Annotated in this window: 16 protein-coding genes; 15 read left to right on the top strand and 1 reads right to left on the bottom strand. The window is 45.8% G+C overall.

Translation table 11 applies throughout. The annotated features are described in order from the left end of the window. Position 1: 1 nt before the first annotated feature. The 5 genes from AC58PV_RS29885 to AC58PV_RS29865 all read left to right on the top strand — a co-directional run bounded on the left by AC58PV_RS29885 (position 2) and on the right by AC58PV_RS29865 (position 7,249). Complete coding sequence (locus AC58PV_RS29885; RefSeq protein ID WP_497436483.1) at positions 2–1,285, top strand: FAD-dependent oxidoreductase; 1,284 nt, start codon at positions 2–4, stop codon at positions 1,283–1,285. A 173-nt stretch (positions 1,286–1,458) separates the two neighbouring features. Continuing rightward, a complete protein-coding gene (locus AC58PV_RS29880; protein WP_497436482.1) occupies positions 1,459–4,041 on the top strand; it encodes a fibronectin type III domain-containing protein in 2,583 nt (860 codons plus the stop codon). Between the two features lie 533 nt (positions 4,042–4,574). Then, positions 4,575–5,738, top strand: coding sequence for a YhgE/Pip domain-containing protein (locus AC58PV_RS29875; protein WP_497436480.1), 1,164 nt, complete (start codon positions 4,575–4,577; stop codon positions 5,736–5,738). 24 nt (positions 5,739–5,762) lie between these two features. Next, entirely contained in the window at positions 5,763–6,359 is a 597-nt protein-coding gene (locus AC58PV_RS29870; protein WP_497436479.1) for a TetR family transcriptional regulator, read from the top strand. 275 nt (positions 6,360–6,634) lie between these two features. Next, entirely contained in the window at positions 6,635–7,249 is a 615-nt protein-coding gene (locus AC58PV_RS29865; protein WP_497436477.1) for a fumarylacetoacetate hydrolase family protein, read from the top strand. Here AC58PV_RS29865 and AC58PV_RS29860 read toward each other — a convergent pair. Next, on the bottom strand, positions 7,244–8,836 hold the full coding sequence (locus tag AC58PV_RS29860) for a PucR family transcriptional regulator (RefSeq protein ID WP_497436476.1): 1,593 nt from the start codon (positions 8,834–8,836) through the stop codon (positions 7,244–7,246). The two genes, AC58PV_RS29865 and AC58PV_RS29860, sit on opposite strands and share 6 nt — an antisense overlap. Positions 8,837–9,108: 272 nt before the next feature. On the opposite strand from AC58PV_RS29860, the gene AC58PV_RS29855 reads away from it, so the two are divergent. The 10 genes from AC58PV_RS29855 (at position 9,109) to AC58PV_RS29810 (ending at position 18,573) form a co-directional block, all read left to right on the top strand. Next, entirely contained in the window at positions 9,109–9,987 is an 879-nt protein-coding gene (locus tag AC58PV_RS29855) for a substrate-binding periplasmic protein (RefSeq protein WP_497436475.1), read from the top strand. Between the two features lie 30 nt (positions 9,988–10,017). Continuing rightward, a complete protein-coding gene (locus AC58PV_RS29850; protein WP_497436473.1) occupies positions 10,018–10,668 on the top strand; it encodes an amino acid ABC transporter permease in 651 nt (216 codons plus the stop codon). 12 nt (positions 10,669–10,680) lie between these two features. Then, positions 10,681–11,460, top strand: a complete 780-nt coding sequence (locus tag AC58PV_RS29845; protein WP_497436472.1) for an amino acid ABC transporter ATP-binding protein — start codon at positions 10,681–10,683, stop codon at positions 11,458–11,460. Position 11,461: 1 nt separating this feature from the next. After that, positions 11,462–12,364, top strand: a complete 903-nt coding sequence (locus AC58PV_RS29840; RefSeq protein ID WP_497436470.1) for a nitrilase-related carbon-nitrogen hydrolase — start codon at positions 11,462–11,464, stop codon at positions 12,362–12,364. A gap of 12 nt (positions 12,365–12,376) precedes the next feature. Continuing rightward, positions 12,377–13,150, top strand: a complete 774-nt coding sequence (locus AC58PV_RS29835) for a sulfite exporter TauE/SafE family protein (RefSeq protein WP_497436469.1) — start codon at positions 12,377–12,379, stop codon at positions 13,148–13,150. A 49-nt stretch (positions 13,151–13,199) separates the two neighbouring features. Then, positions 13,200–13,736, top strand: a complete 537-nt coding sequence (locus AC58PV_RS29830; protein WP_497436467.1) for a NanQ anomerase/TabA/YiaL family protein — start codon at positions 13,200–13,202, stop codon at positions 13,734–13,736. Positions 13,737–14,136: 400 nt separating this feature from the next. Beyond that, a complete protein-coding gene (locus tag AC58PV_RS29825) occupies positions 14,137–14,844 on the top strand; it encodes a CpaB family protein (RefSeq protein ID WP_497436465.1) in 708 nt (235 codons plus the stop codon). Positions 14,845–14,878: 34 nt separating this feature from the next. Beyond that, entirely contained in the window at positions 14,879–16,114 is a 1,236-nt protein-coding gene (locus AC58PV_RS29820) for a CpaE/TadZ family protein (protein WP_497436464.1), read from the top strand. Between the two features lie 21 nt (positions 16,115–16,135). Further along, positions 16,136–17,647, top strand: a complete 1,512-nt coding sequence (locus AC58PV_RS29815; RefSeq protein ID WP_497436463.1) for an ATPase, T2SS/T4P/T4SS family — start codon at positions 16,136–16,138, stop codon at positions 17,645–17,647. Next, on the top strand, positions 17,644–18,573 hold the full coding sequence (locus AC58PV_RS29810; RefSeq protein WP_497436462.1) for a hypothetical protein: 930 nt from the start codon (positions 17,644–17,646) through the stop codon (positions 18,571–18,573). Before AC58PV_RS29815 ends, AC58PV_RS29810 begins: the two co-directional genes overlap by 4 nt. The last annotated feature ends 6 nt before the right edge of the window (positions 18,574–18,579 follow it).

The raw sequence follows: 18,579 nt of genomic DNA, 5'->3' as shown, positions 1-18,579 counted from the left end.
TATGCCGGATTTGGAATATGACGTCATCGTGATGGGGGGTGGTCCAGGCGGGATCGCCGCCGCAGTCTCATCTGCCCGTCTTGGGGCGAGAACGCTTTTGGTTGAAAGATATGGCTTTCTTGGCGGCGCTGGGACGGCTATGATGGTTAATCCATGGATGCCGTATTGGGCTAGTTCAGCGGATGGCAAAGAGGTGCAAGTTATTTTTGGTGTATTGCAAGAGCTGATTGAGGGAATGACGAAGCTGGGCATGTACGGACACCCGAAACAAAGGGCAGCTTTCGATCCGGAGGCGCTTAAGGTGGTTGCCGAACGATTGTGTCTAGAAGCGGGAGTCGAGTTGCTGTACCATACCTTTCTAGGTGGCGTGCGGATGGATGAGGACGGAAGAGGCATCCATTCGGTCATTGTGGCGAACAAAGCGGGACTGACAGAGCTGCGTGCCCGCATGTTTGTAGATTGCACAGGAGATGCCGATTTAGCTGGTTTTGCGGGAGCTGATGTGGAGAAGGGACGCAGCGTAGATAGTCTGATGCAGCCGATGACGCTCAATTTCCGTATGGCGAATGTCGACACGGATCGCATGCCCGATAAGTTGGAAATCACGCGCCGCTTCCTTGAAGCGAAAGCGCGCAAGGAAATCGATTGTCCGCGTGAGGATGTGCTGTGGTTTTACGCGAACCAGCCGGGCGTCATTCATTTCAACACGACACGGATCATTCTGAAAGACGCAACGTGTCCGTGGCAGCTGACGGAAGCGGAAATTGATGGCCGTCGCCAAGTTCAAGAACTCGTTGTATTTTTGCAAAAGCATGTCGAAGGGTTCGAACAAGCCTACTTGCAAACGACAGCTCCGCAAATTGGTGTACGCGAGTCGCGAAGGGTCGTCGGCGACTATATGCTGACCGCAGAGGAGCTATTGTCTGCGTGCAAATTCGACGATTGCATCGCGCGTGGCACGTATCCGGTGGATATTCACAATCCGAACGGTGAAGGCACGGTTATTCAACATTTGGAGCCGGGGAAATGGTATGAAATTCCGTTCCGCTGTCTTGTGCCCAAAAAGATTGATAATTTGTTGGTGGGCGGCCGACCGATATCCGCCACGCACGAAGCGCATTCGGCTATACGGATTCAGCCGATTGCCATGGCGATCGGTCAGGCGGCGGGAGCTGCTGCCGCCTTGTGTGCACGGGGGAATATGACACCGAGACAGGTGGATATCCGAAGTGTGCAAGAGGCTTTGACAGAGCAGGGCGCGCAACTCGGGCTGGCGTCGGTATAACAGACCTAGACAAAACAGTAAGGCAAGGTGGTAGCAAGTAAGAGAAGCAACTCGAGCGAAGATCGCCTGTGTTGGACGTTGGTACGCTGAGATTAGCGTACCACGCGTTCTCTCATTGGCTGTATGTTTCGTCCTAAAACAATGAACTATGAAACTAAGGAAGGTTGTGACTTATGAGAAAGAAAATCAGCACCATGCTTGTGGTCGTTATGATGGCGGTAACCGTTTTGCAACTATTTATTTATGAAAGCGTTGCCAGAGCGGCAGCGAACGACAATTTATTTGCTTACAACAGTGGATTCGAGCTGACACCCGATTATACCGGATGGGGGAAAGGCGCTGTATCTGGCGCTGCTGTCACGATTCAGGGAGGTGTGGTTAGAAGCGAGGCCAAAGCGGCCAAAATCGTTTTTGACGGAAGCGATAAGACGTTAGAAATCGACCGGTTTTCTGCTGTGGAAGGCGGTACGGCTTATTATTATGAGCTGTGGATGAAGACGGATAATATTACAACCAGCGGACACAAGCCGCAAATAACGTTGATGGGTTATAACGGAAACACATTCAAAAGAGTGATTCAGTCAACCGTTGAAACAAGTCCCAATCAAGATTGGACGAAATACGAGGGAACCATTGTGATGAATACGGATGAAAATAAAGTAAGACTGCTGATCCGCAGAGTAGCTGGTGGAGGGGGGATTACAGGAACGTTGTATGCGGATGACGTTGTGCTGATTAAAAAACCGGATTCGCTAACTGTTACACCGAATTACCGGAAGCTTTCTATCGGCAATAGCTTTGACTTAAGTATGTTGCCTGTATCAGCTCAATACGGTTCGACATCGATTGAAGTTACGCCAGCGGTTAAGTGGGCTGTAAGCTCTGGAGCAGCGTATGTGCTTAACAACCAACTGTACTTTACTGGCAGTTCAAGCGGTGGCACGGTAACACTGCAAGCGTCGTATATGGGTACATCGGCAACCGCAACGATCGATTATGTTCAAGACAATGATCCTCCGACCGAGCCGGTTAACTTGAGAGCGGAGCAGATCGGCATCTCCAAGGTGAAATTACGCTGGGATGCAGCGAGCGATAACATTATGGTTACCGGGTACGATGTGTACATGAATAATGTTTTGACCGCTTCGGTTACTGGAAACGTGTATGCACCGGAAGGACTGACGCCGAATTCTTCGTATGTGTTCAAGGTGATAGCCAAAGATGGAGCTGGACTTTTATCCGGACCAAGTCAGACGTTGACGGTAACAACGAAGAGTGACGTATCTTCGGCAGCAGCTTCGATTGATACGAATGATGTCGTTAAGCAGGCTAGTAAACGCATGCTCGGTTACAATCACGACTGGTATCAAAGCCAGATTGCGATTATGGAGGATAATCCAGCGAGTCTAAACATCAAGACCGAATATACGAATCTGCTCCAGAATTTCGGTTTACCCATGCCGCTGAACCGGATGGCGGGAAGCGACTCTCAAGTATTCCGATGGCAGCAGGCAGTTGGCAATCTTGCACAAAGAACGCCGCAAAGTACTTGGGGCGAACCTGCCGCTGTCTACCGTTTTGGGCCTGCCGAGTGGCTTCACTCCGTCCTTGCGGTCGACCCTAATGCTGAATTTGTTTGGAATTTCAACATGATGATGGATACGCCAGAGGACCATGCCGATGCCGTGGAATATTTGACTGGAGTCGGTGGCGGTGTCAATCCTAATGGCGGTATCGACTGGGCACAGCAGCGAATCGATGCAGGCATTGTTGCTCCAGTGAATGTAGCCGTCTGGGAGCTTGGGAACGAGCTGGATTTTGCCAAGTATAGCGACAAGTTCGGTCCTGACGGTGTCGAAGCGTATATTGAGGCGTGCAGGGAGACGATTCTAGAAGTTCGTAATCTGATCCCAAACGCGAAGATTGCCGTATTAGCCAAAACGTCGCCGTGGAGCGATTATAACGATAATGTCGTATGGCGTGAATGGCATCAAGCTATCCTAGAAGAGTTAGGTGACGAGATCGATTATCTAACGTTCCATCCATATTATTTGGGTTACCCGATCAGCAAGATGGAGCAATATTTGGACGCCATTCGTGACGATATTGTACAGATTACCGGCTCCGACCGGATCAAAGTGTTTCTTTCCGAGCATGCCGTATGGCCTGACGAGTTGCCAGGAAAGACATGGAAGGAAAGCTGGTATCAGACGCACGCGTTAAAAGGCGTTTTGGGAACGGCGCAGTTCCTGAACCGAATGTTCCAGCGCGAGGAAATTGCTTCCGCAACCTATCACTCGTTTACTTCTGGACCTTGGGGCTTGGTGTACAAATCACCAGATACTGGCCAGCTTTATTTAACTGGGATGGCCGATTTGATGAAGTTGCTGAATGAGAACCTTGGCAGCGAGGTAGTGCGTGTAACGCTAACGGGCGAGCACACAGAAGTGGGTAATCCGTATGCCAGTCTTACGCTGAATGCGATGAAAACCGCTACCGGAATCAATCTCGTCATTGTAAACCGTGAACCGGAATTAAAGCGGCAAATTCAGCTCAGCGGGTTGACCAGTTACACGGCTGTTAAGGAAACGATATTGACTGGCGATTCGCTAGATTCGCATAATACGGGAACAAGCCAGGAGATTCAGGTGAATACATCTGAATTAACGGGGAATGCACCGTTTGCCACATATCTGATGCCAGCCAAAAGTGTGGTCGTGCTCACGTTAGATACGATCACGCCGCCTGCTCCGTAATGACCAAAAAGAGGCTCCAAAGGAGCCTCTTTTTGTCATCCAATTACTGCGGGTTATCGGGAGAATGTAGCAGATGTATTCTTTCTTCTGAAGTTAGCTTAGGACAAGTTGTGCAATAATCACGAGCCGTTGTTCCCGTATCAATTTGATAAGCTAAGCAACAGTATGACCGTACGTAGAATTGCGGACCGTGCCAATCCGGGTGCTGGAACATGCGCAGTTTAACGGCTAGCAGATTGCCGGGGAACGGTTCGATCAAGAGAGCTAGATCACTTCGGATGAGTTCCAAACGGTTGTGGGTTCGCCAATGCTTCTGATCGGATGCCAATCGGATATAGAGTTTCTTGGGCTTGTGAAGTTTGCTAAGAGTCTTATTACAGAGGTTATCGAATACTTAATTAGCTTTATTAATTATATAAGTTCGTGAAGAAAACGTCTGTACCCAATTGATAGCAGTTGACAAAATAAATGAACTGTCTTATTATTTAAACAGTTGTTTTAAATGATCGTTTAATAATGAGGAGTGGTCAAAAATGGGATCGTCAATAGCGGCTTTTTTGAAGCCTGCAACAACTAAAGTAGGGATTATTACAGCGATTACGTTTCAGTTGCTGTTTAGCATCATATGGATGACGGGGTATTCGGGCGTTTCGGATAATACGAAGAATTTGAAGATTGCGATCGTGAATGAAGATCAAGCTATGGGTGGCAAAATTGTTCAAAACCTGCAGGGCAATCTCCCTTTCCAAACGGAAGTTATCACATCCAATGAGGAAGCACAGAACAAGCTGAACGCGCGTGAAGTGCAGATGGTGATGCACATTTCACCTGATTTCTCCAAGAAGCTTCAAACACCAGGACAGACTGTACCGATCTCTTACACGATTAATGAGTCGAACCCGTCCATGACGAAGTCGGTCATGCAAGCTGTCGCAGGCAACATTACGGCAACAGTCAATAAAGAGGCTGTAGCAGCAGGGGCTTCGGCTGTCCTGACACAGATGAACCCACAGCTTCCGGCTGAGCAAGCGACTCAGATTGCACAAGGGTTAGCGAGTAAAGTAAGTTCAGACATCCAAAGTACCAATAAAGTAAAGGATATGCCGAATCAAATGCTGCCGATGATGCTTGTACTCGCTTCGATTGTCGGTACGATGATTATGGGAATGAACTTCAGCGTTTCAACCAATCTATTAGGTGCTTCTCTGTCTAAAATGCAAAAATTAACTGCACGCATCGGCATTACGGTGATTGCCGCAATTGTTGTTGGACTCATCAGTGCTGTTATGGTTGTGTCATTGGGCGGGCATGTAGACAAAGGATTTGTTGCGCTGTGGGGCTTTGAATCCCTGTTCTTATTGACGTTTGCCTTAGTTGCTCAAATGTTTTTGACATTGTTTGGGAACGCAGGTATGCTATTTAACATTGCTATGTTATCGTTGCAGTTGGTTTCCTCAGGTGCGATTGTACCGAGAGAGCTTCTGTCGGATTTCTATCATTCTATCAGTAACTTCTTCCCGGCGACCTATGCGGTGAATGGGTTGATGAATATTTTGTTCGGTGGACCTGGCGTTGGCAGCGAAGTTGGCTTCTTATTTGTGATTGCCGCGGTAGCGCTTGTGATTGATATCTTAGTTGTGTTTGTGAAGAAAGCGAAGATAGCTCCAGCGGTTGGTCGTGTCCAAACAAACGCTTAACTTTCAAATAGGAGGGCGCTAGGCATGGTTCATCAAGAGTCAGACAAGTCAGACATGAAAATGAAAATTCTATTGGCTGCCAAAAAGTTGTTTGCACAACATGGTTATGAAGCGACTAGCGTTCGTCAAATATGCGAGGAGGCCGGGGCCAATGTGGCTCTGGTTTCCTATTATTTTGGTGGAAAAGAGAGCGTTTTCCATGAAATATTTAAGCAGTTTTTCCCTGTGATTAAATTAACGGAGTTTTATGAAGTGGAAGATCCACTTGCAGGCATTAAGACGGTGATTCGAGAAGTTGTCAAAATTCGAAACGAAGATCCGCAGCTGATCAGTTTGATTCAGATGGAGATTATCACGATTACCCCACGAGTCGATAAAATGAGGGAGCTTGTTTTTCCGCTATGGAGAAAGGTTCGCGATTTATTGGACAAGGGAAGACAAGAGGGGCTCTATGTTTTTGAATCGCTGGACAGTACGCTTATGTTCGTGTTGGGAGCTATGTTTTTTTACAAGCAAAGAGAGTTCTTCGAACCGATGTTTACAGAGGAACGTCCAGACATGGAGATGTTGATTGAGCAGACCACCACATTTATCATGCGAGCACTCGGTTATCACAAATAAAAGGGAAGTTAATGAGGAGGTCCAGCTAAAAGCTGGGTCTCTTTTGTCATGTGCCAACGCATGGAGATTAACTAGGCGTTAAAGGTCCGCTGTGGGGGCTTGCCTCGTAATGCCGGAGCACCATATTGACAGTGTGCAATATTTGAATAATTATAGAAAATAGCTACTCATTAAGGCCAGCATAAAGATGTTAAAGTCGATTTAATGAGATCGGTCCAACAGTAAAATGACCAACTTCGGGATATAACGGATTAGAGAAATGAAGGGGGTATCTCATGAATATTCAAGCGTACTTGAAAGAAACACGCAAAATCATTGGTGTTGGACCTAATTTCAAAGCTTTTCGAGCTCAAAAAGGAATTACCAATGAGGAGGATCCTTTCCTCTTTATCAAGTCTCCACAAAGCCTAACGATAGAGTCGGATATTTATTTGCCACCGCAGCTAACGGAGTTTATCTGTGAGGTGGAGATGGCGGTTATTATCGGCCAAGAAGCTAGAAATATTGCAGAAATGGATGTACCGTCTATAGTCGTGGGCTATGCAATTGCTAATGACATTACGGCGAGCGCGCATTTTGATACGGGCAGGTTTAAAATGTTTGATCAGATGACTCCTATTGGCCCTATGGTTCCCTTAGTTGATCCGCATCAGGTGGATTTGGAAATGTGGGTGAACGGCACGCTGATACAGAAAGATCATACATCGAATCTGTTATTTTCTGCAAATTGGTTGATCTCACATATCTCGCGAATGACCACATTGTGCAAAGGGGATATCATCCTAACTGGAACCCCGTCCAATCCAATGACTTGTCAAATTGGTGATGTTGTTGATATGAAGAGCCCGCAACTGGGCAACCATCGATTTACAATTCAAAAGGAACTATGAACCTATCATAGTTCCTTTTTTTTTTGTGGAAAAAGCAAAAACTTTGACTGCTATTTGCAATTGGAATCGAATGTCGGGATCTTTTAAATCAACTCCTAATAAGGATTGAACCTTTTCTAGTCGATAGACAATGGAGTTGTAGTGGCAGAAGGAAGCTTTGGCTGTTTCCTTGATGTTTCCTCCAAACTGCAAATAGGTAATTAACGTATCAACGAGTTTTGCTTTATTTTCTTTATCGAATGCGTACAGGGGCTGAATGAATTGAAATAACTGCTTTTTAATGGACTCTTGATCGGAAAGCACATGAACAATCGGATACATGCCGAGTTGGTCGTAGTAACACAGTGTTTCATTGGCTCGAATGAAGTCCCAAAGTTCTAGCGCGGTTACGGTTTCTTTATATCCCTCGTGTATGTCGGACAGTCCCTTCATACTGCTGATGCCCAGTCGAATAATGGGTTGTTTCAAGTACTTATGGAGCTCCGCTTGTAACTTATGGTAGATGTTTTTCTGATTAACTAGCAGGTTCGGTATAAGGAAAACCCATTCATTTCCCATGGACAGCATAATGATACCTTGGAGGATGCAGTAAGCTTTCACATTCATGAGCTCACGTGACGAAAAAGGGGGTAGCAGTGAGGTGAGGCATACGGTATAGCTAGTTTGCAGCTGAAGTCCGCAAGAGGCCGCCTGCAGTGCTATAGCTTGTGGATCGGTGATCTCACCGAGAATCCAGGTTTTGAGAAAAAGATCTTTCTGATTATCCTCTAAGCTTCGCAGTGAATGTTGTTTGCTTAAGTGCAGGGTGAGTAAGTTAACAGTATGTTGAAGTAGGAGCTGCAACGGCTCCCATCCCTCTTGATTGCATCCCCAGCATACAAAATAAGCCATCGTTTCATTGCTTTTCTCAATCGGCAGATAGATTTTAGTTGTGTCATCGCCAAGCCAATATGAAAGTAGTGCAGAGGTAGATGAAGGCAATGTAACTGGCCGAAGTTGCCTGGCATCAGGCCATTCCTTCTTGAATGCTGGATCTGTACTATACATGGCAGATTCGTAGGTAATTAAGGCAGCCTGTAAGCCAGTGCTTTTGGAAAACGTCTCAAGAAAGGTTTTACTATTCTCGCCCATAATTAGCGTACTGGTAAGTAACTGTATCTTATGATGCTGTTCCATGAGCCAATTCGATTTCTGATTTAGAATTTCTTCAAGCACTTCCGAAATAGTCTGGGAATAGCCGATTTGATAAGCCAATTCCAAGATGGGAAGTTCATACTGGTTTGATAGTGCGACCATTTCCTCTGGAACGGTTTCGAGATACCGCTTGGTTTTGATGCCTATAGCGGCTATTCCTGTTGCAGCAAGTTTGGGAATCAGCTCATTCTGAGCATTGGGGTTGTCTTTAATTGAGTATGCGGTTGTAAGGAGGAGATCACCGTGTCTTACCCAATTGAAGACATCCGGTACCTCCATCACATTCACGTTCGTAATCCGGCGGCTTAAGCCGTTGGCACCGCTAATGATGGGATCTTTTCCGAATAAAAAAGGTTTATGAGCAATTAATTCATTCACACTGATTCCATTCATGGGATAACCCCCTCTTGTATATGTTAATAAACCTAACATAAAACAATGGTGAATAAAAGAGCTAAATTAGTAGGAATCACTAAAAAAATGTTAGATATATAAAGGAGAAGGAGCATATATCGTTGAATATTACCATGGAGAGAGCTTAGTTTTTGTGAAATGTTCACAATGGGGCCATGGTAGATTTGTGAAGCAACTCCAATGTAAAGTGAGTTATTATGATATATAATCTAACATATAAAGACAACATACATTACGGGGAGCTGGAGAAAATGAAACATACTAATTGGATGAGTAAAGGTTTGGTTATTGCATCGCTTTTATTAGTTAGCGCTTGTGGAGCCAAAGCAACGACGACAGGTACAACTGCTAAGCCTGCTGACCAGTCAGTAGCATCAACAACAACGGCAGTGGCTGCAACAAGTGTGCCTGCCACATCAGCAACGGTTCAGCAAATTAAAAAGAACGGCAAGCTCGTGATTGGTACAAGTGGAAACTTTCGTCCAATGACCTTCATGAATGAACAAAGCCAGATCACAGGACTAGATATTGATATCGGTACAATGATTGCAGAGAAACTTGGCGTTAAGGTTGAGTTCGTGCCAGGAAACATCGCGGGCTTAATCCCAGGTCTCGTAGCAGGGAAATTCGATCTCGTGATGTCGGCTCTTTCGGAAACGGATGAGAGAAAGAAGAGTATTGATTTCTCCATACCTTATGGCAAAGACGGCACGGTAGCTGTGACGTTGAAGGATGCGACCAAAGTAGAGGACGTAACAAAGCTGAGTGGTCTGATTACAGGCGTGATTGGCGGTTCAGCGACACATACCGTCATTAAGGAATTCGGAGGCTTCAAAGAGCTGAAGGAATACCCGGGGAATGCGGAAGCATTCACAGATTTGAAAGCAGGTCGAATCGATCTTTACGCAGTCGGTAACATTGCAGCAAATGATTACATCAAGAATGATAAGAGTGATAAACCACTTAAATTAGTTGGTAAAGTAGCAGCAGTTAAAAATATGGGTGTGGGTATGCGTAAAGAAGAGCCGGAATTAAAAGCAATCATTGATAGTCTGATAGACGAGAAAATGAAGGACGGAACCATCGATAAGCTGGCTACCAAATGGGTAGGGGCACCGCTTCCGAAGTAACCTAAAATAAACCGAAAATGAGTGATTGGCATGGACTGGAATATTGTATCCAATTATATGCCCCTCTACCTTGAGGGGGCGCTGACGACTTTCAAAATTTCCATACTAGCCATCTTGTGCGCAACAATACTTGGCTACTTTATTGCTCTTATGAGGCTTTCCAGTATCAGTGTAGTTCGCGGCATAGCCTTCGTTTATGTATGGGTATTTCGAGGAACCCCGTTAATGCTTACGCTGTTCTGGTTGTATTATGCCACACCATTTGGTCTCAAGCTTCCCGCGTTTATCGCGGGACTTGCGGCCATGTCGATCAATTCCGCTTCCTTCAAGTCGGAGATCATTCGAGCAGGCATCATGTCCGTGGATCGAGGTCAATTGGAGGCAGCGGATTCGATTGGGATGAACCCTTTTCAGAAGATGATCCGCATCACCATTCCGCAAGCAATTAGACTGCTAACGCCGCCTTATATTAATAACTGTGTCATTATGCTGAAAGAGTCAGCCATCGTATCCATTGTTACCGTGCCGGATTTAATGCTTGGCGCACAACGAGCTTATAACAGTACATACAGTGTCATCGAGACGCTGGGTGTGGCAGGCGTTATCTACTTAACCATGACCAGCTCGATCATGTTGCTGCAATTCTTCATCGAAAAGAAGCTGCGTATTGCGAAAAGGTAGGAGGCATGAGATATGATTCATATTCGTGGACTAAATAAACAATTTCATGAGAAAAAGGTACTAGATCAAATCAATCTCGAAATTCGCGAGGGTGAGGTTGTCTCGATTATTGGGCCGAGCGGTGCGGGGAAAAGCACATTGCTACGCTGTATGAATCTGCTAGAGGTGCCGACCTCTGGGGAGATTTACGTGGATACGCGCAAAGCCGAATATAAGACGAACGCTCGCGGCCGCTTAACGCTGCAATCGTACATGAAATTGACCTGGCTTCGATCGGAGGTCAGCATGGTCTTTCAGCAATTTAATCTATGGCCGAATAAAACCGTACTGGATAACGTAACCGAGGGACCGCGTATTGTGAAAAAGGTTCCACGTAAAGAAGCAGAAGCCAAAGCGGTTAAGCTGCTTGAAAAGGTTGGCTTACAAGAGAAAATTAATGAGTATCCCGCTAATTTATCGGGTGGTCAACAACAGCGTGTGGCGATAGCAAGAGCTTTGGCCATGGAACCGAAGGTTATTTTGTTCGACGAGCCGACGTCCGCACTTGACCCTGAATTAGTCCATGAAGTGCTCGATATCATGGTCAAACTTGCGAAAGAGGGCATGACGATGGTCGTCGTGACACATGAGATGAATTTTGCTCGCAACGTATCGGATCGCGTTCTTTTTATGGAGGATGGTCAAATTACGATGAACGGGAAGCCAGACGAAGTCTTTCATATGAAAAATGCAAGGATGAACCAATTCATGCGCAAGATCACCCATGAGGTCGAACTGAGAGGAGTTAACTAAGATGAAGATTGCCAGCAGCCAGTTTCGGGCCAAAAAGCTAAGATCAATGAAAGACTTTGAGGATCATGTTCGGTGGCACGTTGAATCAGCCGTAGCACAAGGGGCGGAGCTGCTCTTATTACCTGAGTTTTTCGCGATTGAGCTGCTCACGCTGCACCATTTTGACATCAAGAGTAAGGAGGATGTCACGAAAATCTTCGAGTGGTTTGGCAAGGAGTACACAGCAGCGATCAAGCAATTATGTGCCAATTTGGCCAAAGAGTATCAAATCACACTCGCTGCGGGGACGCATTTCGCCTATCAGCCGGATCGTAAATGCTATTATAATACAGCGTATGTCTTCACAGCTAGCGGTGCTGTTTTTGAACAGAACAAGATCCATCCTTCCTATGAAATGGTGTATAACAAAGAATTGACCACACCTGGCGACAAGCTGGATGTTTTCGAAATAAATGGTGTGACCTATGGCATCTCTATCTGCTATGATAACTCCTTCCCCGAAGTAGCACGTATCCTTAGTCAAATGGGGGCTGATATTATCCTCGCGCCGACCTGTTGTCTCGATGAATGGGGCCAAAGCCGCAATATTCTATTCGCTCAGGCAAGAGCTTCGGAGAATCAGGTGTTCGTCGTGAATAGCCACATGATCGGATCGATTCCGTTTCCAACTCATATTCCTTACGGATTTACATTCACGGGTAAAAGCGGCATCTATTCACCGATTCAACCGATGATCGGTACGCCAAATGCGATTGTCAGCCAAGGGGAAGCGAATGTGGAGATGGTTGTCGTCGGAGATATTAATCTCGATTACTTGAAATACATTCGAGAAAATGGACATAATCGGAATCGTACCGATATGCGGCCTTCTTTCTATCAACAATATGCCTTTCAAACAACCTGAATGAGAAAGTAGATGGCGAATGTGGACATTCTAGCAACCATGCTTCTGATGGGCATGATTTTAGGCTTTGCCGGAACGGGAGGCTCTGGCTTTATTATTGGGATTCTCCTAGCGGTGTTCCATGTTCCAGTTCATACGGCGCTTGGTACTTCGATTGCAGCGATGGTATTTACAACCTTGTCGGGTTCAATCAGTCATTTCCGAGAAGGGAATGCTAGGCTTCGCTCAGGCCTCATTATTGGGGCATTCGGAGCGGGTGGTGCTTATGCCGGAACCTTCGTGGCTCGCATGATTGCAGCTGATCAGCTCATTTGGCTGACCAGTGGTATGTTGTTCTTATCGGGGATTCTTATTTGGCTTCGGACAAGTAAGGTGTTTTCTACGAAGGAGCGAGTGCTTGCTGAGGAATCCAACGAGTTAAAAAAGGCGAGGTTCTGGATGTTAGCTGCGCTTACAGGGCTCGTCACGGGATCATTGTCAGGTGTATTCGGGATTGGATCAACACCTTTCATCCAGTTGGCACTGCTCATCTTATTCGGATTTCCACTCCGACAAGCGGTGGGGACGACAATGGTCGTTATTCTACCAATTGCTTTGTTCGGGTCTATAGGATTTTTCCAAGCCGGATTCTTGGACTTTGTATTACTCGCGCAAGTCGTTGCCGGGACGATGATTGGCTCTTACATTGGGGCCAAATTTACGAAGAGAGCTCCGAAGCTGCTGCTCCGCTCTGCGATGATTATGACGCCAATTGCAGGATCGTTATTGATGTTAGTGAAAACATAAGTGTGAGCACTTCATTAGAAACTGACATGTTGGCTAGGAGGAACCAAGCTTGTTATTAGGAGATTTTCGTAAGTGGTCAGAGGATAAATGGTTATACTCTGAGCGGCTTGCACAGTACTTGGAGTACCTATATACCTGTTCATTCGATGAAAACGAAGATGGTGTATATCCGGTGAGTGAAGACGGTACATATTTGGTCGTGAAAACGACTTCTACGCTCCCCTTCGCGAAGGTATTGCCAGAGCGACATCAACGTTATATAGATATTCACTATATCCTAGCCGGATCAGAGACCATTGGCTTTGCTCGGGATTGCGAGAAGAATCAACCGGTTGAGGTGAGTCCAGCTATTGAAGATCATACCTTTTTCGATGTTGTGGAAAATGAGATGGAGTTAACGCTATATCCAGGTCAATATGTAATCTTTTTACCAGATGATATTCATAGACCCTGGTGCAAGGGCACAGAGACGAATTATGTCAGGAAGGCGTTGCTGAAGATACCTGTCAAGAAAGTTGATAAAGCAGAGAGAGTTCTTCGAACCGATGTTTACAGAAGTCCAGATCTTGAAGATGAAAAGATTTAGGTCCTGTGCTTCCATAAGCTCTTGCTGCACGGCATTCTCTAGGACATGCAATACTTGCTGTAAAGTGGTTACTGTACCTTGTAAGCTTTCTTCATCCTGTTTGAAACTAATTTAATACACCAGAAACCCCAAGTTTAATCTTAGCTTTAGCTAAGGTAAGTGGTGGGAGTATTCATTGTCGAGTAAACAGGTTTGTAGGCGGCTTGCTCCACCCTCGAAATAAAGTGATCGTTTAGTTTGTAAAAAGATGTTGAAAATTGGAAGTTTATGTGATAGTTTTAGTATATTGTTTCGAACTGATGATCATATAGTTTGAATTGCGAAGAACGCAAATTCCGGAGAATTCTCCGGGGTTTGCGTTTTTTGTTGTTTATGTACAAGTAAGGAAGGAGTTGATCGATTGAATCGCAGGAGAAGCCTGCTAATTAGCATGGTTGCTGCATTGCTGGCTGGGTTGCTTGTGTACGGAGTGTATGTGTTGCAAGCGAATCAGGTCGAGCTGCAGCAGACGGTTCAGGTTGTGGTACCGAAGGATTTTATACGAGCAGGGCAGTTTATTCAAGACGATATGGTCGAGTTCAAGGCGATTCAGAAGGGTAGTTATACAGCGAATATGCTGACGCAGCTGACAGATGTTGTTGGACAGGAATCCATGATCCCTCTAGGCACAGGGGAGCCCATTCTGAAGTGGAAGCTGAATCGTTATCATCTTCTTCCGAATGAACAACAGGCAACTTTTCAAATTCCTAAGGAGTATCTACTTACTGTTTCAAATGGAATTCGTGCGGGTGATCAGGTTCGTATTTACGTGTCTGGGAGCGATGGCAGCTCACGCAGGTTGTTCCATGACAAGGAAATTACGGTGGCATCTGTGAAGTCATCAGCGAATGTGGAGGTCGACAACCCGAAGAATTCCAACTTGCTATCCAAAGCCCAAGGAGATGAGCAGAAGATGTATACCTCCAGACTGGAAGCCAATGGTGCGATCGATCAGATTAATTTGAATTTGACAGAGAACGAATGGCTACAGATTGATCAATTATGCTCAGCGAAGAAGGCGAAGCTGGTTATTGCTTTTAGTTCCACATCGATTCAAGTCCAAGAGTAGAATGTAATCTAGCATTAGAGAGAGGTGAAACCGAGTGCAAATCGGGCTGGTGTCGACGGATCAGCGATTGATAGATGAGATAACGAATGTTGTGTATGCCAAACCATTTGGGTGGCGAATATTTGCCAAGGCGAATGATTTACAGCCTAAATTAATGGAGGAGGCTTACTCCCATATCATTCTTTCGGATCGGGATCTCGCGTATGGCGAGTTAGAGGAGTTTCTTGAAGGGATGCAGGGGCAGGAACCAAAGGCGAAAGTTATTGTGATGCTTTCGAATTACCACGATGCTTCCATCAATGAGAAGTATCTGAAAATGTGCAAGCTGATGAAGCTGGATTATATCCTCCCAGGGCGCAGTACGGCAGTGATTGCGGATGAAATTCGTGCCTGGGTTGATGGGGCGAACGGAGGTCAATCCAACCAGGCGCTTTCTGGTAAATTAATCACGTTCGTTGGTTCTACCCCGAATATTGGGACAACCTTAGCATCGTTTGGGGTGGCTTGTACGTTAGCGATGGAGACGTCGAAGAAGGTCGGTTATTTGTGTTTGAATCTCAAAAGTTCAAAGCTTCATCGGTATTTGGGGCGTGAAGATCATCTAATTACATTAGATGGCCTAAGAGCGGAATTGAAGGCGCAAAGTTTAACGCCAGAAAGATTGCTCCACGTGTGCGACAAGCCGAAAGAGGCACATGGATTACATATCCTCTATGGTAATATGCTGCGGGAGCAGGCGGAATTCTTCACGCCATCGGAAATTATCCATTTACTGCGTGTGGCGCGAGGTGCTTTTGACATCTGTATCATCGAAGTAAGCGCATATTGGGATAATGCGGCGACGGTAAGCGGACTGCTGGAAGCGGATAGCAAAATCGTCGTTACGACAGGAGATATTGCCCACTTCCAAGAGGATTTCTCGAGATGGATCAGGCAGGTGGGATCTGTATTTGGCCTCCAACCGGATGCATTCGAGCTTATGGCCGTGCAAACAGATCGGCATGCGAAGCAAAGCGAGTTTACAATCAAAGATATTCGCAAAGAAACGCAGCTTCACTTGATTGGACATGTTAGCAGACACGGAGATGCGCTTGCGCGTTGCAACCAAGGAAAGCTGATGGAAATGTTGAGCGTGACTCATCCCATGCATCAAGAGGTGAAGGCAGTAGCGCGGAAATTTGCAGACTTCTATAAGTTGCCCATGAAGACGAGTGTGCAGCAGGCGACATGGTTCCAAAAGCTCATTGCCGGTAAACGAGCGGTCAGCTAATCAGGATCAGGAGGTGAAGGTGTGAGTGGTAAAAGGTTCTCGATGATTACCTACATGCATGAACGTAGGACAGAAGAGTCTGTGGTTGGCGGGGGTCGCTTCCCGACATTACAAGCAGGGGGAGCTATTGATTCAGGCGATAGAGCGATTGAACGGGCGAACGAAATACGTGTGAACGGAATCAGCCAGGATCAAGCGGGCGCCGGAGAGGAAGCAGTTTTCCAGCAATGGGTGCAGGAGATTCGCAGTGAGCTTGTCGCATTGAAAGGCCGATCAGAGACGGAGAAACAACTGTATAACGAGACGCTGAATCGGGCAATTCTGGGTTATGAAGAGGATCGAGGGAAACTGCTGGCCATTATTCATGACCTCGTGTCGAAAAGGAGACTTTCGGACATTCCGCCTAGAACTAGCGGGTATACGACGTTGCCTGAAGCGATTTTTGCTGAAATTATCGGCCTTAATGTTCTTGAACTTGTCCTCAAACAGAAGGAGGGACTGGAAGAGATTCAGGTTGTGGGAAGGCAGATTTTTGAAGTGCGTGGAGGAAAAGCCACACCTTCATCCTATGAGCTTCCGTCCATTCGAGAATTAGAGCGAATTCAACAAAATTTAGTATTATTTAACCATGATACCCTCAATCCTAGAAAGCGTTGGGCAGAGGTTGTTCTGCAAGACGGTTCGCGTGTGACGATGACGGGCTTCGGGTTTACAGCAGAACCTACCTTAACGATAAGGTTTTACACGGTCAAAAGATTTGATTTAGCCTCGCTTGCCTCCCCAGAACTGGCCACGATGGATTCCCGCATGGAAGTCTTACTCCGTTGTTTCATCCACACGTATTTCAACATGGTCGTCATTGGACCGACAAATTCAGGGAAAACCAACTTAATAAAAGCGATTATTGCCGAAATGGACGATAACGAACGAATTATCACGATTGAATCGCGATTCGAGTTGAATTTAAAGCGAGATTTTCCTCATAAGAATATCGTCGAATACGAAATTGACGAGGAAGATCCGAGGCATTCGGGTTTGCAGGCTTTTAAGCTCGCATTGAGGCAGTCTCCGAAACGCATATGTCACGCTGAAATTAGGGATGAAGATGCTAACTTATATGTTCGCGCTTGTACACGTGGTCATGAAGGCAGTTTGACGACGGTCCATGTGAGTGAGTTGGAAGATGTACCCGATGCGATAACTGATATGTGTATGCTCGACGGCAGAGGAATGGATTCGAAGCGTTTGACGAAAAGAATCACGGAATTTGTGACACATATCGGCATTGAAATGCAGGTCGTTCACGGGAAAAGAAAGATTGTGCGAATCGTCGAATATCGGTATGAGAATGAATGCGCTTTCGTCACAGATCTAGCATGTTATGACAACTCGACAGACAAATGGTCATTTCCCGGGAAATTGTCGCATCATGCATCGCGAAAAATAAAGAAGGCGGATCCCATACAGCATTCGCTGTTGAAGGAGCACGGATTTATTGAAAATGAAGGGGAAGAAGGCGGTTGTGAGCCGTGATTTTCGCTAAATATGTCTTTCTCTTGTTGTTATTTGTGCTTATTTATGTCGGGTTTCGAGCGCTGTTGGAACTAGTTATTAGACAACATAAGGCTAGGATTAGGCTGCATTATGTAAGAAGGTCAACCGTCAGCGCCAGAATTACCACGCAGATGGAGACATGGGGCTGGATCAAGCATGTGAAGGAGTTGCTGGAATCCGTCGAATCTAGATTTAGTTTGCAAGCGGTGCTCACCATAAGTTTAATTGGGTTGTTATTTGGCTTGTTGGCTGGTGGCGTGTTCTTCCAAACGTTCAAAGGCTCGCTTATTATGACGATGATTGGTGCCTCGCTGCCGTATTTGCTGCTTCGAGTGAAGCTGGTAAGCGTCCGTTTGCGAACGAGACTGGAGTTCCTACCTGCTGTTGAAGTGTTTTTCCAATCGTATATGATGGACCCTAATCAAAATATGAAAATCGCACTGAAGTATTGTATTGAGGAACATCGTATTCTGTACCCGATCAAGCCTGTTTTTGAGCAATTATACCGTCATCTTATGACGCAAAGGGATACGGAAGAAAGCTTGCGAATTTTCAACCTGACTTTGGGTCACATCTGGGCGGATTATTTTACAGGGATTATGCGAGTGGCCTTGAAGGAGGGAAGTTTTGTTGGTGATAGCTTGAAGGAATTGATTACTGATATGCGCAAAGCACAACGTTTTGATCAAATCGAACGAAATCGACTGTTGGAAATTCGAATTGCTAATTTTACGCCAATTGGATTCATGGCCTTATTCATGTGGATTAACTTTAAGGTAAACACAGATAACGCTTATTTATATTATGTGATCGATCCTGAGGGTCGGAATATGATTTTGGATGCCCTATTGCTAATTTTTGTGTCGTTTCTGATGGGGATCTACTTGTCGATGCGAAGAATGTGAGGTGGT

Source organism: Paenibacillus sp. J22FR83, assembly GCF_059691955.1.
The sequence above is the reverse complement of the archived record's forward strand: the minus strand, read 5'-3'. Positions and strand labels throughout refer to the sequence as shown.